Origin of the sequence: Trichocoleus sp. DQ-A3 (assembly GCF_039961975.1) — a bacterium.
GTDB lineage: Bacteria > Cyanobacteriota > Cyanobacteriia > Cyanobacteriales > FACHB-T130 > FACHB-T130.
Genome location: NZ_JAMPKC010000006.1, coordinates 199,548 through 223,445, shown reverse-complemented (window position 1 = coordinate 223,445; position 23,898 = coordinate 199,548). Strand labels below are relative to the sequence as shown.

The following is a 23,898-nucleotide window of genomic DNA, read 5'->3' as shown; positions in this document are numbered from 1 at the left end:
CACTGAAAGGATGCCGAATCTGTCTGGCGGCTTGAGTTGATCCCCATATAGGATGTGATAGCGAAGCGCTAACTTGTCAGTTCGCTCTTTTATGTCCTCAATCGAGAGAGAATACCGTCTCACCTTCGGGTTCCTACCAGCGCCGGAGATTGCCTTAATCGTTGAATCAGTAACGAGATGACGGGATCAAGAGCCAGTTAATAGCCATAAAAAAAGGGCTGTGCCTTCTGTAAAGACACAGCACTATTTAAAATTATGCTTCGGATCAAAGATCCTACTTTTGCGCCTAATTCAAAATAGGCACTTAACCCAATATCTTTGCCATCCAAACCGGATTAAGCCTTCAGCGCTTTTTGCTTGTTACGGCGGCTGATCAAGGTCATACCACCAACACTCAGCAAGCCCAGCATTAAGCTGGGTTCAGGAACATCCTTCGGAGGCTGCACGACTCTCACAGACTTCCCTTTGATGAACACAGCGGAATCTAATGAAACATCACCGACATCCTGAATCTTGATGGTGAGAGTGTTCTTGGCGTTTTTGTTGAGCAAACCTTCAAAGGTCAAGGTTTTGGTGTAGCCATCTAACTCAGTGCCAGGACTCCCTGCGGGATTGTTAATGTAGTCGGCGTGATAAGGCCCAGCCGCATTGGGAACAAGGTTGTTGATCGTGACGATTTTTCCATCGGTCAACTTAGCTAGGTTGACGCCATTGAGCAACAGTTCGAAAGAGTCGTTGAACGAGGAACCACCGAACTCTACGAACTCTTCCGAGCCGAAGACATACTCGAAGAACAGCTTCTCTACTGAAGCGCCAGCATCAAAGCTAATATCGAGCTGAGCCAATGTTCCGGAACCTGAAGTAGCTGGAGAATCATTAGGACCCACTACATCGGTGACATTCCCGGTACTCAAGACGATGCCATCTTTCAAACCGAAGGGGTCGTCATTGAAAAGACCAAAAGCATCAGCATTGCCTGTAGCACTGACTGAAAAGTTACTCAATCCAGTCGTATCACCCAACAAGGCTTGCAGCAAAGCATTCGTATTGTTGTTTGGAGTTACTGTGAACGCCATTGCTGAATTCCCAAACATCGTCAGGGCAGCAGTAACACCAATAGCGGCTGAAGCAGAGATTTTAGCAAAAAGATTCATAGTCGGTCTCATACAAGATAGATGCTGGCAGTGAAAATGCCTAGGTGTTCGCAGCTTTTTTATAAACAGAAGCTGTAACTACTTAGAAAGTTTGTTCCTTAGGCTTACTTTTACTACAGGTACAAGTATGCGTATTTCGTAAAAGCTACTGATTAATTTTGATAATTCTTCAGCACTTATACAAATTTATATTCGGCTCAAAATGTCAATAAGTGAATTTTATAAAGTTGGAGAAAGACGAACTGTAGAAATTACTTAGGCTTTAATGTTGTTTTTGCTTACCAGCTATCAAGGCATGAAAGCCTTTTCAGGCAAGGTATCTGCTCATCAATATTTATCCGCAGCTTTACAGAAAACTTACAATTATAAAATAACTTACAAGGGAAAAATAGTTGCGGAATTTCCTATCCAATAAAGCTTTAATAGTAATTTGCTGCTGAAAAATAAATGAAGATTCTATGAAGCTCTAAGTTAACAGCTACGTAAATTTACTTAAGAAGTATTACGTAGAACAGGTTTTTATTAGCTGCAATCTGCCTGCAAGAGCTTGGCTTCATCGTCGGGCGATCGCTTGTAAGGCATTCTTAGGCAAGACGCACTACGATCGCGCTAGTGGATGAGCAAGACGCGATAGCGAAGCGCTGAAAGAGTCAGTTCGCACCTTTATGTGAGGCAAGTGAATTCAGAGCGATCGCTCTCTTGTATACTCAATCGAGAGAGAATGCCGTCTCACCTTTGGGTTTCTGCCAGCAGCGGAGATTGCCCTCATCGTTGAATCAGTAACGAGATCACAGCAGCAAGAGCAAGTTAGTAGCCATAAAAAAAATCGCTGTGCCTTCTGTAAAGACACAGCTTTGTCAAAATTATGCGTTCTGAGTCCAAGATCAGACTCTTGCGCCTAAGATAGGCAAACCACCTAAACTATCTTTGCCATCCTGCCGGATTAAGCTTTTAGTGCTTTTTGCTTGTTGCGACGGCTGATCAAGGTCATACCACCAACACTCAGCAAACCAAGCATCAAGCTGGGTTCAGGAACATCCTTCGGAGGCTCTACGACTCCCACAGACTTCCCTTTGATGAATACAGCCGAATCTAATTGACTATCAGTTACATCCTTAATCCTGATGCTGAGAGTGTTCTTGGCATTTTTGTTCAGCAAACCCTCGAAAGCCAAGGTTTTGGTGTAGCCATCTAACTCAGTGCCAGGACTCCCTTCTGGATTGTCAATGTAGTCGGCGTGATAAGGGCTGTTGAGATTGGGAACAAGGTTGTTAATCGTGACGGTTTTGCCATCGGTCAACTTAGCTAGGTTGACACCATTAAGCAACAGTTCAAAAGAGTCATTGTACCCGGTACCAGCGTACTCTAGGAACTCTTCCGAGCCGAAGACATACTCGAAGAACAGCTTATCTACGGTAGCGTCAGCGTCAAAGCTAATATCGAGCTGAGCCAAATCAAAGGAACCCTCCGTATCACCTGGTGTTCCGAAACTTGTACCATTACCTGGAGCATTATTAGGACCCACTACATTGGTGACATTCCCGGTACTCAAGATGATGCCATCTTTCAAACCGAAGGGGTCGTCACTGAAAAGACCAAAAGCAGTAGCATTGCCTGTGGCATTGACAGAAAAGTTACTCAATCCAGTCGTGTCGCCTAACAAGGCTTGCAGCAAAGCATTCGTATTGTTGTTTGGAGTTACTGTGAACGCCATTGCTGAATTCCCAAACATCGTCAGGGCAGCAGTAACACCAATAGCGGCTGAAGCAGAGATTTTAGCAAAAAGATTCATAGTCGGTCTCATACAAGATAGATGCTGGCAGTGAAAATGCCTAGGTGTTCGCAGCTTTTTTATAAACAGAAGCTGTAACTACTTAGAAAGTTCGTTTCTTAGGCTTACTTTGAATACAGGTAAAAGTATGCGTATTTCGGAAGGGCTAGCATTAATTTTGATAATTCTTCAGCCCTTATACAGGTGTATATTTAACTCAAAATGTCAATAAGTGAATCCTGTAAAGTTAGAAAAAAACGATTTGTAGAAATTACTTAGGTTTTAATGTTGTTTCTACTTATCAGTCATCAAGCCGTGAAATCCTTTCCAGGTATAGTGTTTACTCATCAAAGTTTATCCGTAGCTTTACAGAAAGTTTATAATAATAAAATAAGTTGTAAAGGAAGAATAGTTGCGGAATTTCTTATCCAATAAAGCTTTAATAGCAATTTGCTGCTGAAAAATAAATGAAGATTCTATAAAGCTCTAAGTTAAGGGCTACGTAAATTTACTTAAGAAGTATTACGTAGAACAGGTTTTTATTGGCTGCAATCTGCCTGCAAGAGCTTGGCTTCATCGTCGGGCGATCGCTTGTAAGGCATTCTTAGGCAGGACGTGATAGCGAAGCGCTGACTTGTCAGTTCGCACCTTTGCGTAAGGCAAGTGAATTCAGAGCGATCGCTCTCTTATATACTCAATCGAAAGAGAATACCGTCTCACCTTTGGCTTCCTGCCAGCGGCGGAGATCGCCCTAATCGTTGAATCAGTAACGAGATGACGGCACCAAGAGCAAGTGAGTAGCCATAAAAAAAGCTGTGCCTCCTAAAAGACACAGCTAGCTAGCAGTCAAAATTGGGTTTTGGGTTAAACGTCGTACTCTTATGCCTAAGATAGGCACTCAACCACCTAAACTATCTTTGCCATCCCAGCCGGATTAAGCTTTTAGTGCTTTTTGCTTGTTTCGACGATTGCCAGGAATTTGTCCGGAATACATTCGCTTTATCTTCGGGCGATCGCATTCCGGGCATTCTTAGGCAAGACACTGCATCCTCCTCATTCACCAGCGCGATAGCGTACAGCCCTTTGGGCATGAAAACAGCGAAGCGAGGCGTTAGCCTAGCGCTGAAAGAGTCAGTTCGCATCTATGGAGAACCTTGACTGAATCATTCCGCAAAAAAACTGCCATGCCTTCTTTATAGAAGGCATGGCAGTCACGCAGTTAATCTGGGACGAAGCGCATCGGCTGTTATCTTAAGCTTTACCTTGCTGTTTGCGCTTGATCTGTGAGCCTGCACCCAAAGCGCCCACGGCTAGCAAACCTAGCACTGAAGTGGGTTCGGGGACTGACGTAGCCGCTTCCCCGAAAGTGAAGTTATCGAGACTTACGCTGGAATTGAAGCCAGTTTGGGAGTAGGAGTAGGTGTCGTTGCTGTCAATCACGCCGTCGTAGTTGATGTCATAGCCGTAGGAGTAGTTGTAGGAGGAGTCGTTGGGAGTTCCCAGAAACTTGATTGAGCTGATTGCCGTATCAGATGTGAATCCAACAAAATTAATTGAGGGATTGAAATCAAATACCTGGTCATCGATACTCATCTTAAAGACAGAACCCCCGGAAAGGTTCTTGAAATCGAATGCGATCGCTGTCGTATCAGAGGGGAGAAGAATGTTGAGGAGGTTGCTGCCATTGTCATAGGAACCGGAGTAGGAATTGCCACCGTATGACCCTGAGTGCGAGTAGCTATAGCTACTGCTATATAGCACATCACCTGACCCTAAGCCATAGTAGTTGCTATAGCTGGAACCCCCCATCCCAAGCTTGTAAGAATCTGTGAACTGGACACCTTTCTCCGTAATGGTGCTGTTTCCGTAGGATGTGTATCCCCAGTAGTTGTTATGGTCTGTGTGCAAATCTTCAAAGTCGATATTCTGGAGATTTTTTGACCCAGCATTGAAAGCGGCACGATCCGAGTAGAAGGTTAAAGCTTGGGCTGGAGCAACAGCGGCGATTGCTGCGAGGGCTGCTGTTGCTACTATGACCGCATGAGGAATAAATTTCTTAACCAGGGTAGAAATAGCCATTGAACTTTTGACTCCAAAAAGGTGAATGTTGCGGTCTGAATACCCAGCCAGTGCGATCGCATGAAAACTGAAGGGTAATGCGATGAATACCCCAAAGTGCGATCGCGAAAGCTCTTATAGATCGGTAGAAATTCTTGGAATGCCCTGCTTATGAATTCGTCTCGCCAACTGGCGATCGCTTTCAATTGAGTCGTGGATAGTGATGGTAGTATCCCGAAGCGCGATCGCCAGAACCCTGCCTTCATCTAGAAATAGTCGGGCACACCTTTCCTAGCAACTACAGTGCTTTTCCCGAATCTTCACCCAAAATATATATCTTTAGATAGATAAACTCTGACTGAATACTACTACAAATATGCAAGCTTGGCAGACTGCATAAGGTTTTTAGCAGTACTAAAACGTAGAAAAAGATGCTGAGGCTGTGTGAAGCTTAGAAAAGGTTTTGTGTTGGAGAGCGCAAGTTGCTGAAGATAGTGTACGCGAGAGCGTTGCGCTGACTTGTCAGTTCGCACCTAGTTCGTACACGCAGAAGCAGTGATCGCTCTGGTAGAGACACTCGAATTCAACATCCCTTCTCAAAACAACTGCCGTGCCTCCGGATGGAAGACACAGCAGTTCTCAATATTGGTTTTATATTCACTTGGGACTGTTTTCCTATTTGTTTTGCCGTTTCCCCAATAGCCACGAAACGGAACCTAACGCACCAAACGCTAATATACTCAAGCCAAAAGAGGATTCAGGAACAGCCGCAACTGTACGGGATGCGAGACGGAACTCAGCCATGCCAAATCCATGAGCAGCACCGTTCGAGAGATCAGTAATTTTGATGGTGGAAAGGAAATCTCCCTCAGTGGCGTAGAAGCCAAAATACTTAGCACCTGACAAACCACTGACTTTCTGCAACAGGGTTGTCGAGGTACCATTTATACCCGTTACTGCGATGTCGAATAAGCCAAAGAGGTTTGGCTCCACATATAAATCAAATGCACTAATACCGTCAGGCAGTGTAATCGTCGTGGTTAAGACATTCCAGCCGCTAAAATATACCTCCCCGGTGTAGCCATGACTCCAGGTTGTCCAACCGGAATTAATATTTATTTTCTGAACCTGGGGGCTGAAGGTCAAATTGCCCAACGGCGACGAGAGAGTCGAGAGAATCGAAAACTCTGGTAGGGAACTATTTTCTACCTGAACCATATTGAAACCCAGCTTAGATAGGGCATTTGACCCTGTTGCCCATGACGCTGAATCATCCACTGCGAGAATTGCCGCTTTGAGGGGGGGTGCATTCGCGCACATCCCTCCCACGGAGAAACAGGCTACTCCAGCAGCAGTCATAGATAGTTTTTTCATAAAACTCAAGGCACTCATAAAACTTTTTTCTAAAAAAGTGAATATTGACTGTATAGGTTGCCCGTTCGGATTGAGGGAATCTTGAGGATTTCGTGGCGATCGCAAGCCCAAGCACCGGCAAGGATGACTAATGAGGATTTCGGTTACTCTCAGATAGAATCAATCGCTACAGAATAATTTTGAAGGTTTTGTCTCAACCGTTCGTCAAAGCCGCTCTGGATATAACTTTTTACAACTTCGTGCCTATACAGTTAAATGTTGATAACCGTATATTCTCTGACGTGCCAATATCACTGTTGTTTCAATAAAACCTACAAATCTCCTTGTGTCTTTGTATACTTTTAAAAATCAAAATTTTGTTGTACATATTTCTGTGCAAAGTCTGGCATATTTTTTGAATAGATTACCAGTACCTTTCGATAATCTTTATTGAAACAATATATTAAAATCGCTAATTTGAATCAAAATCGGAAGCCGAAATCAGCCCTCAGACTGAATTTATATGACTCGGTTAATGCTAGTTCGTAAAAAATTATACGAAGGCTTCATGAATTTTTAATAAAGGCTCGCTGTTGAGAATAGGAGTTTAATAGCCTTTCAGCACGATCGCCCTGCAACTTCACTTTCTAGAGGCGATCGCATCGGGTTTTAGGGATGCAGAACGCTGATTTGGCGCTTTTTCGGCTCGCGCCGTGCAGATACTCCCCAATCCGCCATAAACTACGCAAAGTCGTTATTGGATATCCCCCACCCCCCCTTAAATAAGAGGCTTTGACGAAATTTTCTCCTTTGAAAAAGAGGTTTGGGGAGAGCAGCCAAATCATTGCGGCATAGGCTAACTGCAAAGTAGCTGCTTTGCAGCTAGCGTGTTGGATGTAACGTGAAGTAGCAAATAGTATTGCCCAATACACCTCTCATCTCTGGTAACAATTGCGATGCCTTCCAAGGAAGATCCGGCAATTGCTAATTTTTCCTTGCAGTTAGTTAAGGATGTTTATCCCTAGCTTTCTGTTCCCATTTTCGCTTCAGCATTTCATTGTAATTATTAGCACTAATCACCCATCCCCTGAATGCAGAATCTGGTTCTCCAGACACTTCCTAAACCTGTGGATTCCACGTCATCCCATTTTGAACTTTAGATTTGGGATTATTGATTTGGAAATGCCGCTTGATAGGCAGTTTCAGAGATTCAAACCATACAAGGGTCGCACCAAATATATGACTTTCCCACATGGTTGCTACCTAGCCATTTGAAAAGCTACTGTACGATTTGTAACTGAAATTTTTCCCTTTTTTAGTCCTACATAAACTTATATGGAATTTCCCGTTTATAAATTGGGGAGAAGCAATATGCTCCTAGCATTCGCTTCGCTACGCTTTTTTAGGAAGACTCCACCCCAATCTAAAGGGGTCCTGCTTCCCTTTCCCTTGCGCTCACGGTGGTTGAGGGTGTTAAGTTTGCTGTATCCAAATTGGGTTGGAGCCGTTCAGATGCGTAGCGAAGCGGATGCTAGGAGCATATCGCTTTTTGACAAAATTTTTATCTAGATATGAGAAATCAGCAGGTTGGGCTGTGCCAACCTGCCTAACCAAGAAGCTAATTTTTTAGGGATGTTTGCGCTTGCGGATAGCACCCGCACCAACAGCACCAAACGCCAATAGAGCGATCGCACTCGAAGGTTCGGGGACGTGTTCAACCGTCACATCAAAAGAACTGAAAGCAAATCCACCGTCGCCATCAGAGACTCTCAAGCCAACGGTATAAGTCCCGCTATTGCTAAAAGCCCACTGCCCCGCAGTGCCCGTGAAGTCATCAAAAACGCCATCATTATTGATGTCCCAGTCAAAGCTGAGCAGATCCTGGATGCCCGGATCGATTGCGGTAGCAGCAAAATCAAACTTCTGGTTTTCTAAAACCGTGAGGGCGGAGGTGATGCTAGTAATGGTGGGGGCAACGTTCTCAACCGTCACGTTAAAACCACCATAAGCATACCCGCCATCGCCATCTGAGACTTGCAACCCGATGGGGTTGAAACCTTCATCGGCAAAGGAAGATTGCCCGTTAGGTCCAATGAAGTTATCAAATAGGCCGTTGTTATCTAAGTCCCAATTGTAGGTGAGAACATCATAGATTCCCGGATCGGTTGCGTTGCCATCAAAATTAAAGCGATCGCCTTCTTTAATGGTTAAATTTGGGGTCAGGTTAGTGATGGTGGGGGCAACATTCAGAACTGTCAGCGTTCGAGTGACGGGCGCACTATTCTCACCTCGACTATCCTGTGCTTGCGCCGTCAAGGCAAAACTTCCCTCATCTGCATAAGTCCCTAATGGTACGGACAATGCACGGACTCCTGAAGTATTTGGATCGCTACCAACGACATTGCCATTTAACAAGAAGGCGATCGAGTCGGGATCGGGATCGGTCGCATACAGTATCGGCGATACCGATTGACCCTCATAAATTGTGTAATTGTCGAAACTTAGAACCGGCGCAATGTTTGGAGGTGGCGGTGGTGGCGGTGGAGGTGGCGGTGGTGGCGGTGGTGGCGGTGGTGGCGGTGGCGGTGGTGGTGGTTCTAAAGGCTTCACTGGATCGGCTGTAGTGCCGCTATCCGTATCGGCGATAAACCGCATTGTCCCGTTAAATCCGCCGTTCCAGGACATCGAAAGCGCCCCAAATAAGTCGCCTTTTGAAATGTCAATCGGGACTGAGTAGGCATAGGCAGAGGGAGATTGACCTGATAGTACCTGGAACTCCCAACCCTCTGCTGACCCTGACGTATTCTGGGGACCATCTAAATAAGGATAAGTATCAAAAACGGCATTTCCAGGAATTGCATTGATTAGCAGCGAGGCAATGGGGCTGACGCCGGAGTGGGTCAATCTCCAGCCGTATGCACCATAGGCTGGATCGTAACCGTAGGTATTACCCGCTTGGGTAAGAGACCAGCCATTTCCAAATGCTCCTCCCGAAATAGAATCTGTAACCCCCCAAGTTGCCGTTTGGGAAGTTCCATCCAGGAAACCAACTGTAATCTGCATCCCACTCATCATGTTTCCGGTAGTTGCATAACCGGAAAGAGTGGTTGCTAAAGAGGGTGCGGCTGTTCCCAAAGCGATACAGGTGGTCGCAATACCGGCTGATAGATGTTTCCACAAAGAGGTAGTCATTGAACCGGCTCATCCTCAAAAGTAGATATTATGAATGCTGCAACGGGTTTTATCGATGCCCCGATCAACCGACTCCTGAAAAGCTCTTTTTTTGTGGAAAAAGAGTTTTAAATGCTGGAGTGATTCTCTTTTTATTGTTAAAGACAACCCATAAATTTCCTATCCACCCACAGCAGTAAAAACAGCCAATCCGTTTAAGTTTTGCTTTAGACAGAGGATCAAATTACATGAAGAATTAGACCAATTCGCCCTAAGTTTGCATGAAAACTTAGTTCGCTCTTAGGAGATAGGAGAGCATAAAAGCCTGAGAAAGAAGCCGATTTATTTTAGTTTTAAGAAATAAAAATAGGATTAAAAACTTGGTGAAGGCTTTAATAGGATGAGTGCCGCCCTCCCGGCGATGTCAGGAAGTTCCTATGCACAGTAGCGAACTGACTCTTTCAGCGCGAGGCTAACGCCTCGCTTCGATAATGCGATCGCATTGAGCGCATTCAGGAGCGATCGCTATTATGTATCCTCTGGCTCCGCATCTGCTTTGACCCGCCGGATGGGCAAATTGGCAATCAATGCCGTTGCCCGTTGGTTACTTTCTAGAGAAAACTCCAACCCCTCTGCCTCGATTTCGACATAGCGAGAGACGACTTCCAGGATTTCCTTCCGCATTGACTCCACCATCTCTGGTGTTAAATCAGCTCGATCGTGGGCAATGACCAATTGCAGGCGGCGCTTGACTTCCGCGCGGCTGTTGTCAGCACTAATGCGAGGAAAAAGTCGTTCTAAAAGTTCGCTAATCATGGATCGGGCAGATGTGAAGGTTAGATAATCTTAGACCACAATAATTTTCGGATGCGAGAAAAGAAGTTGTCATTCCCAGCATCCAAATTCAGAAACTCAATTGGCTCCCCTTCTAGGCGGCGGGCAATGTTGAAAAATGCCGTTCCCGGTAGGGTGGGATTTTCAGCCAGTACCAGAGGTTCGCCCCGATTGGTGGAGACAATGACCCGCTCATCGTCAGGAATCACACCAATTAAAGGAATGGCGAGAAGTTCCTGCACATCTTCTACCGACATCATGTCATTGGCTTGCACCATTGCCGGTCGAATGCGGTTGACGATCAGGTGGGCACGCTTAATGTTTTGGGCTTCTAGTAAGCCGACAACCCGGTCAGCATCCCGCACAGCGGCAATTTCAGGCGTTGTCACAATCAAGGCTTCCTGGGCGGCAGCGATCGCATTCTTGAAGCCCATCTCAATCCCCGCCGGAGAGTCAATCAAGACGTATTCGTACTTCGCAGCTAATTCATTAACCAGCTGTTTCATCTGATCTGGGCTGATTGACTCTTTGGTTCGGGTTTGGGCAGCGGGTAATAGCACCAGTCCCGGCTGCCGCTTATCTTTCACCAATGCTTGATCCAATCGACATTCGCCAGCCAAGACTTCAACCGCCGTGTAGACAATCCGATTTTCCAGCCCCAGCAGCAAATCCAAATTTCTCAAGCCAAAATCCGCATCGACTAGAGCAACTTGACGCCCCGCCCTAGCTAAAGCCATACCTAAATTTGCCGTTACGGTGGTTTTCCCCACCCCTCCTTTGCCGGAGGAAATCACAATAATGCGACTCATGTTGAAAAGTTCTTAGCTTCGTTTTAGTGCGTGAATGTATAGGGGCGAGTTTAATCGAATTGTCTATTCTCCCACAGCTATGCCTCGTAAATTCGCCCTTGAGAGAGTTTTGATTTTGGCGTTTTAAATTAGGTCAATCAATTATTTTTGAGTTTTTTTGTTTTGAGTTCAGTATATACTTACTCCTCAAAAATAATAATGCCTTCACTTAAAACGAGCGCCAAACCAGGGGCAGGCACCGAGTAGACACTGCCCCTACAACCCCGACAAAACTTATTACTCCCCGCTTATTGCCTCTTTAACGTCCAACCCCCATCGATAAAGACTGGGTTTTAGAAAAATCAGTCGTTCTAGCGATCCGAATTCCTTCCGGCGTTACGTAGGCAACTTCCGGATAAAATTGCGCGGGTGGATTTTCCGGTGCCCTCGCCAGATAATCAGCGATTCGCAGTTGGGTGGGTTCCATCTGTAGCGCCATAATTAAACACTCTTGATTGCCCTCGGCACCAGCATGAGCAATCCCGCGCAGACGCCCCCACACTAAGATATCGCCGGATGCGATGATGCTACCACCCGGATTCACTTCTCCCAGGATAATGACACTACCGGGATGACGAATTTCTACTCCCGAGCGCACAGTCGTTTGCACATAGAGGGGTTCTGCTAATACAGTTGTTGGCGCTTCCGGCTTTTGATTGAGAGGGGAAACCGGGGGTGCCTGTTCCACCGAGTAACCGGCAGCAGCAGCAGCAACAGCAGTTTGACGGCGACTGGTATAGACACGCTTGAGTTGCAGCCGATCTTCGGCAAGGGCATCTGCGATCGCTTGCAGCTGGCGTCCATCTAATAAGCGATCTTTTGCCACCAAATGCACCTCTGTATTCGGCTGCCAGAAGCGTTCACCGGCATTTAGGCGCTGCTTCAGCTGTTGCCAAAGGTCAGACCAGCTAGCCGTGGTGGGTGTCTCCGCTTCTGGGGGCAAAATTAATGTCAGCCACCTCTGGTCGCTTTTGATGCGGACTTGTTCGTGGCAATTTACTTCCCCTGTATTTTCGGGAACAACTGAAACAGCGATGGGAACGGACGAATCAGAAGTCATGGACGAAAAGCCTGACCTGGGCGGATTGACTAATTATCCATGATATAGGCAAGCGGCATCAGGGCAAGGCGACAAGAGGGCAACCGGAGAACTTCTTATCCCTCAACCTTCAACCTTTCTGATGACTAACGATGCTGACTCAGACGCCGATAAACCGTGGCTAATCCATCCGTATCTCCCACGTTGCCGGGAAACAATACCACAGGCAAATTCGGAAATTGGGGATGATTCTCTGAAGTCCGTACCATCGAACATCCGGCCAAAATTTGACCGAGTAACCGCGCTGAGGTTAACGCCAAACCTGTACTCAGAACATCATTAGAAGTAATGCCGCCTTTGCTGATGAGAAACCCAATATTTGCAGGTAAACCCTGTACGATATCCATCAACAAAGCAGAAACATCTTCCCCAAACAGTAACCGCGTTTGCACATCCTTAAAAGTAAGTTCTTTGCGGCTAGTGTAAACTACAGGCGTTTTCCCCGAATTGTACGCTGCATGAACTTTTTCCAAAGTTTCCTTAAGGAGACTTTCTAACCCAGTGACAGAATCATCAAGTAAACGTTCAATCTCTACTTCAATGCCAACTGTACCCAGTTCTTTTAGCAGTTGTTCTAGCTGTTGTGTCGTCTTTTTGACATGAGAACCGACAATCACTGCGCCCGGTTTGCCTTCCCGCACATATTGCGCCATATCTTCTGCGGCTACAGGTTGCGGAGGCAAAGCAGCCAAGGCGGTTAAAATGCTGGCAGCGCTGCGAAATAGGAAGCGTTTTCCCTGACTGGCTGCTGCTAGAATATCTTCTGCAAAGCGGTTTAAATCTGCTTGAATTTCCCCATCTACGACGCCGCACCGATTGCCACTGAGGTTCATCAGCCGTTCCAAACTTCCAGCCCGAATATCTGCAAGTAAAAAGCGTTCTACCTTGTTAGCTGGAATTCTACCTTTTGTCTTTTCCTCCACATAATCAGGCAGATAACTATGGTGGTAGCCAAAGACTGAATCGCGGGCAAACTCAGTTTCATGAACGGGTGTCGGAACGCCGTCAATTATCAGATAATGTACGCTGTCGCGGGTTACTCGTCCCCCCTCGAAGAAGGCAGGAACCAGGAAATGGGCATCAAAGGAACCCAATTCTTCGGCAATCACATCTGTTTCGACTGGGTAATGTCCGCGCAGGGTGGAGTCAGAACGACTGACAATTAGAAAGTCATGGATGTTTGATTGGGTAATGGCTTCCTTCAAGTTACGGCAAGCTTCTCTAGTAACCTTTGCCGCTTCCTCTGGAGTCAGCGCCCTCGTGTTCGTCAGCACAAAGAAAATCGGTGATTCATCCGCCAACCCTAACCGCAAGGTATCTACATCCCAGCGCGTCAGCAGCAGGCAGCCGTGAACCGTCTGAGAACCAGTAGGGTCATCATCGAGGACAATAATTTTTGGTTTGGTTGTCATGCTAAATCCGAACGCTGCCCCTATAATTTTCTCATCTCTTTCTGCACGCTGACTCCAATCTCCAATGCTTCAAATTCGTGACAGAAAATTTTAATTTATTAGTATAGGCGATCGCCTGCAATAATTTGTTTAAATCAAAGTATAAAATCACTTTTTTATTTTTATAACTGCTTCAAACTTTAGGTTTGTTTTTGAATCAAACTTGATTTTTAGAACCATGCAATATTAAATACTTACTTAATTGAAGTAAACCATAAAAACAATCTAAAACATCTCTAATTTAAGTAATTTTATTTCTCTTTTCGTAAGCCCTGATTAAACTTAAAAGAAAATAAGCAACAATTGTGCTTGTTGCAGTCAAAATATTAGTTATAAGTTTGTATTTTAGCTGCTACTACCTCTAAATAATACAACAAGTAGTGATATCGCTCTCCTGAAGAAACAAGAGAGCGATAAAACTTTATAAGCTAACTAAACTTAATGCACTAACTCAATCGCGCGTTTCGTTAATGCTTCAGCCGTCAAACCATTAAATGCCATCAATTCACCCGCACTAGCAGTCGTTTCACCACGCTTCCAGGCGAAAGTATCGCGCTTGCAGTTACTCCGCAGCATGATGGGTTCTAGCATCCCAGAAGCGCCACCTGTGACACCAACTAAAGCATCACCATTAAATAGCTTGGCAAAGCCAGCATCGTCCAAGAAGTCGCCATCGGATTCGGAACAGGTATCCCAGGAGACATCATGGGGACGATACAAGCGGCGGGGATTAACAATCGAGACAATCCGCGCCCCAATTCCTTCGGTTTCTAAAAACGCAGCGGCTTCAAAGACTGGCATCAGCGTCATATCGCCAATCACGGCAAACACCACCATCTTGTCACCGGGGATTTCATGCAGCACAATGGCACCGTCGTGCAACCCTTGGCGAGTTTGTTCAAAGGTAGTGCGAATCGGTAGCGGCGACTTACTAGCAGTAATCACAATTCCCTTATTCTTCGTTGTCAGCGCCCAGTCGTAGCAGACTTGGATACTATTGGCATCAGGAGGGAATAGGGGGAAAACATTGCCATTCCGCATCATGGCGGCGAAATACGCTTCAATTTCCGGGCGTTGGTGCGTCCAACCGTTACGCCCTTGTTCCAAGGCTCCAGCAGTGTATAAGGTAATCGTAGAGGGAGTGGGACGGCGCAATTCCGCCATCGCTTGCGTTACGGTTTGCCAAATCGGTAAGCCGTTGATGGCAAAGGATTCGTAGGAACACCAGAGAGTTCTAGCACCCATAAGGGACAAGCCAACCGCTAACCCGGCACAAGCGTCTTCACTGAGGGGTTCGTAAACTTGTCCTTGGGGTGTTTGATTGTAGAGATCGTCCACTGTGGGGTGGATAATCTTCAGGGCTTGGTTAATATTGGCAATCCCAGAGGCTTCGTTGCCGTCAGCGTTGGTAACGAGGAAATTGCGATCGCTTTCTCCGACTTTCCCCACCAAACGCCCCATCGCTGTCGTTGACACCTTTGCCTCGCCACCCACAGAATATTCTTCCAAGGGCAATTCACCCAAGTCTGGCAACGGTAACTCAAATTCTGTCACAACAGTCTTAGAAGCAGGACCACCACCAGCACGTTCGCAATTCGTCCGCACCAATTCCCACGCCGCAGAGGATAAGGCGCGTGCTTTCAAGGCGTTGGAGATGTGGGGACTATCCAGGGTGTCTTTGGGATAGAGGTTGTGGGATTTTGCGCCTTTGGCGTGGACACCCGCACCCTTGAGCTGTTTAATAATCAATACGGTGAGTTTGCCGCCAAGTGCAGATTTCGCTGCTTTATCTACTGCCAGTAGCACCGCTTTGGTGAATTCCAGTCGCTTCTCGAAGGAAAAGGCTGTGCTATCAACATAATCTCCTGGCTGGTTTTGATCGTCGAAGTCTTTGGCGTTAATTAAGACAACTTCTTCAAACCCATTGCCACGCCAGTAACCGATCATCTGCTCGTTGGACTTAGTGGACACCATGCTATGGTGTTCCTGGCTGTAGCCGTTCCAAACTAGAACGGGCAAGAAATTCGTGACTTCGGGATAAGCGGTGTGGAAATGTCCCATCCCACTCATAATGTAGGGTTCGCCTAAACCTCCGTCACCGAGGGTGAAGGGGAAAAGCTTGTCGCGGTGCAGCTTTGCTGCTGCCATTGCGAAGTGTTGCCCTTGTCCCAAGGGGCCAGCGGGTGCGAGAATGCCCGGAATGTAGCCGGAGAGGTGTCCTAAGAGTCCGTGTTTTTCCCGGAAGCGATCGCGCAATTGCTGCACGGTCGTGATTCCCATGTCCTCTAGCGACCGATCCAAGAACATGGCACTATAAAATCCGGGGGCGTGATGCCCGACTTCGGTGATGATATTCTTGTAACCGAGCATAACCAATGCGGCATACGCTTCCGCTTGACTCGCAAAACCGCCAGGGTGCCCAGACGCCTTACTTGCAGTGACTTGCAGGGTCAAATAGCGTAAAGCATCTGCATACAATAAAGTTTGGAAGACAGCAGCCGGATCGGTGGGAGATGCGATGCTTGGCTTACCTTCTTCTATGGCAGGAGATTTTCCAGCCGTCTCAAATCCTGGCAAATTCTCGCCAAAATATTGAATTCCATCGCAAAAAGCAGGCGTCGCTAACATCGCCTCTTGAGTCGGTGCGGTCATAATCTCAGATTCCTCTTGTAAATTAAGTGCGCGAGAAGCTAAAAACGTAAAATGGCGTTGGCTTCCCGTAGGGTAGGTTCGTCAGCAGTGCTAGGATTGCGCGATCGCTACTCGCACCCATCCCATTGCTCGCTCTGTTGTATGGTTATTTCAGCCGGTAGGCGCTCATCAACCCAAAAACCGTTTTCCTGAAGACATTCGTACTCCAGACGCTAAGAAGTCCGTCCTTCAGCCAACTCCTAGCCTCTTAACCCTCGATCCTACAGCCTTCTAGGTCTATAAATCTCTTTTCTTTCTCCAGTTGTGAAGATTAAAATCTTATTAGAAATTAAACTTCTACTTATCTTTGTGTGAAATTCAATCAGAGGCTAACAAATTAGAATAATTTTTTACAACTAACAGGCAATTCCGGTTGTCAGTGCGGGTATAACTCAGATAGTCCGCGATTTTTTGTAAAATGGCGATACCCCGCCCCCCCGTGGCATTCTTGCTGATCTCCTCTGGTTTTTTAAGGCGGGCTTCTAAATTAAAAGGCGGTCCTTGATCCCAAATTCGGATTTCTAAACATTCCGAAAACAAATTAACTTCAATATCAATTGGAACATCTGAAGTTTTGCCTTTGTGGGCATGACGAACTGCGTTAGTAAAGCCTTCGGCCAAAGCTAATTGGCACTGTAGCCAAACTTTTTTAGGAATCTCAGGTTGATTTAAACCTTCAAACCATGACAAAACACCATCTAACGCCTTGAGGTCGCTGGAAACTTGTACAGAGATTTTTTTGATGAGTTTCAACTGTTCAAAGCCTTTTTAATCAACGACACTGAAACTTTGTATTAAACATCGGCACAAATTAGAGAGAATCCAGTCTAGCCTATAGGTAATCGTTGCGATCGCAATGAATTTTCTGGTTAGTGGGCAGCGTGCCACTTTCTCATTAGCCTCATGAATGGGTGGCATGAGTGAAGAAGTCGGAGGTGCTTAGACTGGAAGTATTGATAGCTTTGGGCGTAGAACTTGCTAGATTTGGTGATGACGGCTCTCAAAATATCTACATGAGCATTTTCGATCGCAGTAACAATGTTGATCATCATAATGCGAGTCAGTAACGAGTGGAAAGCCTAGATAACTTCGAGCAACCGATGACTATACTTGTTTATGATTGTGCATATTTTCGGTGAAGTTTAGCGATCTTCACACTTGCCTCAGGTGTCATCCTTCAGTTTTAACTGCCTTCCATCTTAAGCGACCTGTAGTCCCTCTATCTCATGGTTCAAGTTCTGATTATTGATGATGACCCGGCGATTCAGCTATTGCTCAAAAGAACGCTAAAAAGCGAGGGTTATGAGTTAACCGTCGCCAGCGATGGCGAAGCCGGTTTGACCCTAGCGCAAAAGTTACGACCCGCACTGGTAATTTGCGATTGGATCATGCCGCGCATGAACGGACTGGAAGTGTGCCGTCAGGTCAAGGCAACCGCAGAACTTTCAACAACTTTCTTTATTTTGCTGACATCGATGGGTTCCGTCGAGGATCGGGTGAAAGGGCTGGATGCTGGGGCAGATGATTTTTTGTGCAAGCCCATCGATATGTATGAGTTGAAGGCGCGAGTGCGGGCAGGCTTGAGGTTACACCAACTCAGCCACGACTTGCAGCACCAAAAACTGCTGTTGGAGGCGGAATTAGCAGAAGCAGCCGAGTATGTGTGTTCCATCCTTCCTTCTCCGCTGACCTCACCTCCTGTAACCATTGATTCTCGTTTTGTTCCTTCCCGCCAATTAGGAGGGGATGGCTTTGATTATTACTGGCTAGATCCAGATCATTTAGCGATTTATCTGCTAGATGTCGCCGGACATGGATTGCGGGCTGCTTTACCGTCTCTTTCTGTAATGAACTTACTCAAAAGCCAAGCCCTTCCGAAAATTAATTACTATGAGCCTAGTGATGTCCTGAAGGCGTTGAATGAAACGTTCCAGATGACTCAGCGAAATGATAAATATTTCACTATCTGGTACGGAGTCTATAACCGAGTTAAGCGCACCCTAGTTTACGCCAGTGCTGGGCATCCACCGGCAGTTTTAATCTCTGCAAACTCGAATTTAGTAACCCAAGTCAAACGCTTAAAAACCCCAGGGTTGCCAGTTGGGATGTTTCCTGATGCTGAATTTATGGATGGTAGCTGCGAGGTGGAAAAATCCAGTACCCTATACATTTTCAGTGATGGAATTTATGAAATTAACCAACCAGACGGCACGATTTGGGGTCTTGATGCATTCATCGATCTGCTGACGGAATTTCCGAAAAATCATCAGAATAATCTAGATCGGATCGTGAATTCTGTTCAAGATAGGAATCCAAAAGACTATTTTGACGATGATTTATCGTTGCTGCAAATCAACTTTGATTAGTCAAGTGCTAAGTGCTAATTGCTAAGTGCTAATTGTCGATCGCGATTAGCCATTAGCGATTAGCCATTAGCTATTGACTAATCGCGTTATTGAATTCTTCACGATTCGGAAAGATTTCAAAGACGCGATCCATACTGGTCAGTTCAAATAACATTCTTACTTGCTCATTAATCGAGCAAATAAAGAGTTTACCACCGGCGGCGCGAACAGTTTTGAGTGCAAGCACTAGCGCCCCCAACCCAGAACTATCCATAAAGGTAACGTCCTTAAAGTCAATTAACACCATATTGCCTCCGTTTTCAACAATATCGCTAATTTCTTGACGAAACTGAGTCGCCTTCATACCGTCTAAAATGCCAGAGGGTTGAACAATTTTGACAACAGGATTCATATTCTGTAGTGCTGACCCGTTCCAAGACGATGTAGACCTAGCCAGTATAACTGCGAGAATTGCTTTGGGCTAGAGTTTAGCCGCGGTTAACGAAGAAAATCAGCGAACTGACTTTTTCTGCGCTAGGCTAACGCCTCGCTTGGCATGAGCGCGATCGCGCCTCTTACCATCTCTCACCACCTCTCACGATTCTGTCCGCTTTGCCCTACGCCTCTCCGAGTAGACGCCATGCCCTTAGCGGCTGCTTGCCCTGTGCTTGCCCTGATATTCGCGCCTCATCACAAACAGCCCTAAAGGCGTTTTCTCCCGCGTCTAGCTGACGGCTCCGGGCGTAGGATATCCTTCGAGTGATAGACCCTTTAAAGTTCTTAACTTTCTTAGAATCGGGGATATACACGGGTCTGAGAGTATTGTCCATGCAAGAGTACGATGTTGTCATTATTGGTGCCGGTCACAACGGACTTGTCTGTGCCGCATATCTGCTCAAAGCAGGCTATAGCGTTCTGTTACTAGAAAAGCGCTCCATTCCGGGCGGCGGCGCAACAACCGAAGAAATCTTACCGAAAGAGGCACCGGGTTTTAAGTTCAACCTCTGCTCGATTGACCACGAGTTCATTCACTTGGGTCCGGTAGTCGAAGAGTTAGAACTCACTAAATATGGCTTGGAATATTTATATTGCGACCCAGTCGCTTTTTGCCCCCATCCTGATGGCAAATACTTTTTAGGTCACAAATCCGTTGAAAAAACTTGTGCAGAGATTGCACGTTATAGCGATCGCGATGCCAAAAAATATGCCGAATATACCGAGTACTGGCAGCGCGTACTGGGTGCAATGATCCCGGTGTTCAACGCACCGCCAAAATCGATCGTTGACATTGCTGGCAATTACGACCTCAAAAAGCTGCAAGATTTATTCTCCGTCTTGGGTGGGCCAAATAAGACGTTGGATCTGATTCGTACCATGCTCACCAGCCCGGAAGATATCCTCAACGAGTGGTTTGATTCCGAGTTTCTGAAAGCGCCCTTGGCTCGACTCTCCGCAGAGCTTGGCGCACCTCCGTCCCAAAAAACCATTTCTGTCGGTTCAATCATGATGGCGATGCGCCATGACCCCGGAATGGCGCGACCTAAAGGTGGTAGCGGCGCACTGGTTGATGCTTTGCTGAAGCTAGTGAAAAGTAAAGGCGGTGTCGTCCTGTGCGACCAGACCGTTGAAAAAGTATTAATCGATGACGGTCGTGCAGTGGGCGTGCGGGTGGCAGGTGGCACCGAATACCGCGCTAAAACTGGGGTGATCTCCAACATTGATGCCAAGCGCTTGTTCCTACGCCACATGGATGAGAGCGATGTTGATTCAGCCGACCCGAATTTAAGGGAGCGCTTAGAGCGCAGAATTGTCAACAACAACGAAACGATTCTCAAGATCGATTGCGCCCTCTCGGAGCCTTTGCGCTTTGAACACCACAACCACCAGGATGAGTACCTGATTGGCTCAGTTTTGATTGCTGACTCGGTGCGCCATGTGGAAATTGCTCACAGCGAGGCTTCTATCGGCAACATTCCCGATTCCGATCCCTCAATGTATGTGGTCGTACCCACGGTACTCGATCCGTCGATGGCTCCGGAAGGTAAGCATACGCTGTGGATTGAGTTTTTCGCGCCTTATCAGATTGCTGGTGCAGAAGGTACGGGTTTGCATGGTACTGGCTGGACAGATGAACTGAAAAACAAAGTCGCAGACCGCGTGTTAGATAAGCTAGCCGATTATTCACCGAATCTCAAGCACTCCATTATCGCTCGTGCTGTTGAAAGTCCAGCGGAACTCGGCGATCGCTTGGGCGCTTACAAAGGGAACTACTACCACGTTGATATGACCCTCGACCAAATGGTCTTTTTCCGTCCGTTGCCGGAATTGGCGAACTACAAAACTCCGATTGAAGGGTTATTTCTCAGCGGTGCGGGTACTCATCCAGGCGGTTCTATTTCCGGGATGCCGGGACGCAACTGCGCTCGTGTGTTCCTGCATACTCAGCAGCCAATTGCCCAAAAGCTGAAGGATGCGGGAAATTCTCTCAAATCTACGGTTGAGTCTGTGTTTAAAATTTCGTAGCGATAAATCGGGGCACGGCATTGCCCGTGCCCCTACCAATGGAAGGATTAGGAGATAATTTGAGCTGAGCGATCGCTCGGTAAATCGAGGATAAAGCAGGTCTGACGATCCTTACTTTCCACTCGCAGAGTCCCTTTCAAATGGGCGATTAATCTTTTCACGATCGTCAACCCTAATCCCGTTCCCCCTTGCTTCCACGGGTCATTACTGGGAATGCGGTAAAACTTGTCAAAGATATGCGGAAGTTCGCGTTCCGGAATCTCCACGCCGGAATTGCTGACGCTAAACTGAACGCTCCCTGGCTGACTCTGGACTTTGAATGCGATCGTTTCTGATGCGGGGGTGTACTTGCAGGCGTTTTCTAGTAACTCGCTCAAAATCCTGCCTAGCGTCGTGGGGTCGCAGATGAAGCGAGGGAGGTCGGCAGGGAGGTCAAGGAGCAAGGTTTGCTGGTGGTTTCTGGCTCGCTCTTGAAAAGGTTCTACAATGGGCGGCAGCCATTCCTGGAGCTGAATCGCACTCAGTAATAAAGGGTGAGCGCCTGCATAGAGTTTTTGTAAATCCAGCAGGTCATCAATCAGGCGAATTTCTCGTTCGCACTCGTTCTGTAAAATCTGAAAGTAGCGAGCGACTTTGCTTTGTTGTTCCCTCGGCTTGCCCATTTCGGCAAATAAGGCATAGTCACGATTCAAAGCAATGGACAACATCTGAATCGCCATTTTCATGTTAGAGACTGGTGTGCGTAACTCGTGGGGAACGGTATTGAGAAAGTCATCTTTGAGGCGATTGAGTTTTTCCAGTTCCTCGACTTGCGATCGCGCTGCTTGATGCAGCCGGGCTTGCCGAAGGGCGATCGCGCACTGATTCGCGACCTGTTGCACCAGTCGAATTTCTAGCTCGCTGAAGACGTCTTGCTGGGGCTTAAATAACCATAAATCCCCCAATACCCCTTGGTCATCAACAATGGGGCAAGCGAGTCTGGTCAGCGCACCTCGACTATCGGGCACCATCTGACAAAATTGGAAATATTTGCCTTGCAGCAGCTGAGAATAACCCTCCCAGAAGTCTGCCATCTGCACTACCTGTCCCTGAGCAGAAGGGATTCCCAGGGTGTATTCGTAGCTGATGGTAGACGTGGTCTGGTCGGCATCGTATAAACCTGTATCGCAGCCATCAATATTCAGCCCGACGCCTAATTCCCAGACGACAACTTGTAAAATTTGGTTTTCATCAAGGCGATCGCGGACATCGTCGGTGATGCGTTTGAGCAGTGCTTCAAAGTCGAGCGCTTGTTGCAATTGGGCAGTGCGATCGCGTACCTGGCGTTCCAGGTTCGTATTCAGTTGCTGGACTTGCCGATACAGTTCTGATTGCTGAATGCCAATAGATACTTGGATTGCCAATTGCTTGAGCAGATCGATCTCTAGCGGTTCCCAGTGACGCGGTGCCGAACATTGATGAGCTGCAAGTAACCCCCAAAACCGACCGCCATGCATGATGGGAACGCCTAAGGCGGCGTTGACTTGCGACGAGTGGAAAAACTCAGTGATATCTGCTGGAAACCCTACTTGTTGAATGTCATCAATTACTCTAGCGTTCCCCTGCCGATAGAGGGGCATACATTCTCTAAACATGGCTGCGGGTGCGGTATTGCCTAAGAATGAGAGCCAATCTGCATCTACTGATTCAGCCACCACGACGCCATCCCCATTCGGCTCTGTGCGGAAAATCAGTACGCGATCGCTCCCTAGAACTTGTCGAATTTCTGCTACCGTCGTGTTGAGAATTTCCTCTAGGTTGAGCGACTGGCGGATGCGTTCGGTAATCACCCGGATCGCCCATTCCCCTTCCGCCCGCTGCCACAGCGCTTTTTCAGCCCGCTGACGTTTAGCGATCTCCTGTTTGAGCCGCTCGTTGGTTTCCAGAAGCTCAGCGGTTCGTTGTTCGACTTGGGTTTCAAGAAGATGGCGATCGCTCTGAAAAGCCGCTTCGTGCTGCTTGCGCTCGGTAATGTCTTGTAACAGCCAGAGCAGTTCTACCACCCGCCCGCTTGAGTCGCGCACTGCCTTAACTTTGAAGGTGGAGGGAAAGCGCGTACCCTGCCGGGTTTGAATCTCAACCTCCCATTTGCTTACTTGGTCAGTTGCGAGGAATTGGCTTAAGTTTGTATAAAAGTTTTGCAAAGCCTTACCCGTTACAAAAATAACTAACGGTTTGCCGAGCAAGTGTTCCTGAGAAATATTCAGCAAGTGCGCTACCGCTTGGTTGGCTTCTAGAATCACGGCATCAAGATTCGTCGCCAAGTAAGCGTCTGGAGCCAGCTCGAATAAATCTTGGTAGCGCTGTCGCTGGATTTCCACAGTCTGACGGCTGGCGATTAGCTCTTCATTCTGCGATCGCAGTTCCTCTAAAGTTACTTGCAATTCTTCTAGAGTTTGGTCGTGTTCTTGCAAACTTTCCACCAGTAGTTGCTTGTCCTGGGTGGGAAATTCCTCAGTTCGTTGCCAAAGCTCTTTCCGGCGTTGTGAGGTCGCCTCAATCTGCTGCTCGAAAATTTCCTTTTTCACCGCTGGACACTTCCATTGAGAAGTTATACCAAA

General features: G+C 46.9%; 17 protein-coding genes. 2 read left to right on the top strand and 15 right to left on the bottom strand.

The genetic code is table 11. The features are described from left to right. Positions 1-335: 335 nt before the first annotated feature. The 12 genes from NDI44_RS13010 to NDI44_RS12955 form a co-directional block, all read right to left on the bottom strand. Positions 336-1,154 carry a choice-of-anchor L domain-containing protein gene (locus tag NDI44_RS13010; protein WP_190411653.1) on the bottom strand — a complete coding sequence of 273 codons (819 nt, stop codon included), beginning with the start codon at positions 1,152-1,154 and terminating at the stop codon, positions 336-338. Positions 1,155-2,097: 943 nt separating this feature from the next. Next, positions 2,098-2,946 (bottom strand): choice-of-anchor L domain-containing protein, encoded by an 849-nt coding sequence (locus NDI44_RS13005; protein WP_190411652.1) that lies wholly within the window; start codon positions 2,944-2,946, stop codon positions 2,098-2,100. Between the two features lie 890 nt (positions 2,947-3,836). Beyond that, a complete protein-coding gene (locus tag NDI44_RS13000; protein WP_190411651.1) occupies positions 3,837-4,067 on the bottom strand; it encodes a hypothetical protein in 231 nt (76 codons plus the stop codon). A 109-nt stretch (positions 4,068-4,176) separates the two neighbouring features. Beyond that, positions 4,177-5,004: a PEP-CTERM sorting domain-containing protein gene (locus tag NDI44_RS12995; RefSeq protein ID WP_190411650.1), complete on the bottom strand. Its 828-nt coding sequence runs from the start codon at positions 5,002-5,004 to the stop codon at positions 4,177-4,179. Positions 5,005-5,658: 654 nt separating this feature from the next. After that, positions 5,659-6,357, bottom strand: coding sequence for a hypothetical protein (locus NDI44_RS12990; protein ID WP_199304778.1), 699 nt, complete (start codon positions 6,355-6,357; stop codon positions 5,659-5,661). Positions 6,358-7,962: 1,605 nt separating this feature from the next. After that, positions 7,963-9,528, bottom strand: a complete 1,566-nt coding sequence (locus tag NDI44_RS12985; RefSeq protein ID WP_190411648.1) for a PKD domain-containing protein — start codon at positions 9,526-9,528, stop codon at positions 7,963-7,965. 507 nt (positions 9,529-10,035) lie between these two features. After that, on the bottom strand, positions 10,036-10,323 hold the full coding sequence (gene minE, locus NDI44_RS12980; protein WP_190411647.1) for a cell division topological specificity factor MinE: 288 nt from the start codon (positions 10,321-10,323) through the stop codon (positions 10,036-10,038). A 20-nt stretch (positions 10,324-10,343) separates the two neighbouring features. Further along, on the bottom strand, positions 10,344-11,150 hold the full coding sequence (gene minD / locus NDI44_RS12975) for a septum site-determining protein MinD (RefSeq protein ID WP_190411646.1): 807 nt from the start codon (positions 11,148-11,150) through the stop codon (positions 10,344-10,346). Positions 11,151-11,448: 298 nt separating this feature from the next. After that, positions 11,449-12,249 (bottom strand): septum site-determining protein MinC, encoded by an 801-nt coding sequence (gene minC / locus NDI44_RS12970; protein ID WP_190411645.1) that lies wholly within the window; start codon positions 12,247-12,249, stop codon positions 11,449-11,451. Positions 12,250-12,374: 125 nt separating this feature from the next. Next, positions 12,375-13,700, bottom strand: a complete 1,326-nt coding sequence (locus NDI44_RS12965) for a four-carbon acid sugar kinase family protein (RefSeq protein ID WP_190411644.1) — start codon at positions 13,698-13,700, stop codon at positions 12,375-12,377. Positions 13,701-14,177: 477 nt separating this feature from the next. Beyond that, positions 14,178-16,391: a phosphoketolase gene (locus NDI44_RS12960; protein WP_190411643.1), complete on the bottom strand. Its 2,214-nt coding sequence runs from the start codon at positions 16,389-16,391 to the stop codon at positions 14,178-14,180. A 357-nt stretch (positions 16,392-16,748) separates the two neighbouring features. Next, the gene (locus NDI44_RS12955) at positions 16,749-17,183 is read right to left on the bottom strand and encodes an ATP-binding protein (RefSeq protein WP_190411642.1); all 435 of its coding nucleotides are present in this window, start codon (positions 17,181-17,183) and stop codon (positions 16,749-16,751) included. Positions 17,184-17,656: 473 nt separating this feature from the next. On the opposite strand from NDI44_RS12955, the gene NDI44_RS12950 reads away from it, so the two are divergent. Continuing rightward, complete coding sequence (locus tag NDI44_RS12950; protein ID WP_190411641.1) at positions 17,657-18,796, top strand: SpoIIE family protein phosphatase; 1,140 nt, start codon at positions 17,657-17,659, stop codon at positions 18,794-18,796. A gap of 70 nt (positions 18,797-18,866) precedes the next feature. On the opposite strand, the gene NDI44_RS12945 is transcribed toward NDI44_RS12950, so the two are convergent. Both NDI44_RS12945 and NDI44_RS12940 read right to left on the bottom strand, forming a co-directional pair. Continuing rightward, on the bottom strand, positions 18,867-19,187 hold the full coding sequence (locus tag NDI44_RS12945; protein ID WP_190411640.1) for an STAS domain-containing protein: 321 nt from the start codon (positions 19,185-19,187) through the stop codon (positions 18,867-18,869). A gap of 205 nt (positions 19,188-19,392) precedes the next feature. Beyond that, entirely contained in the window at positions 19,393-19,605 is a 213-nt protein-coding gene (locus tag NDI44_RS12940; protein ID WP_348235288.1) for a hypothetical protein, read from the bottom strand. Between NDI44_RS12940 and crtO the strand changes: the two genes are divergently transcribed. After that, complete coding sequence (gene crtO / locus NDI44_RS12935) at positions 19,604-21,298, top strand: beta-carotene ketolase CrtO (protein ID WP_190411638.1); 1,695 nt, start codon at positions 19,604-19,606, stop codon at positions 21,296-21,298. The genes NDI44_RS12940 and crtO overlap by 2 nt on opposite strands. A 47-nt stretch (positions 21,299-21,345) precedes the next feature. Here crtO and NDI44_RS12930 read toward each other — a convergent pair whose 3' ends face one another. Further along, positions 21,346-23,865 (bottom strand): GAF domain-containing protein, encoded by a 2,520-nt coding sequence (locus NDI44_RS12930; RefSeq protein ID WP_190411637.1) that lies wholly within the window; start codon positions 23,863-23,865, stop codon positions 21,346-21,348. Positions 23,866-23,898: the final 33 nt, after the last annotated feature.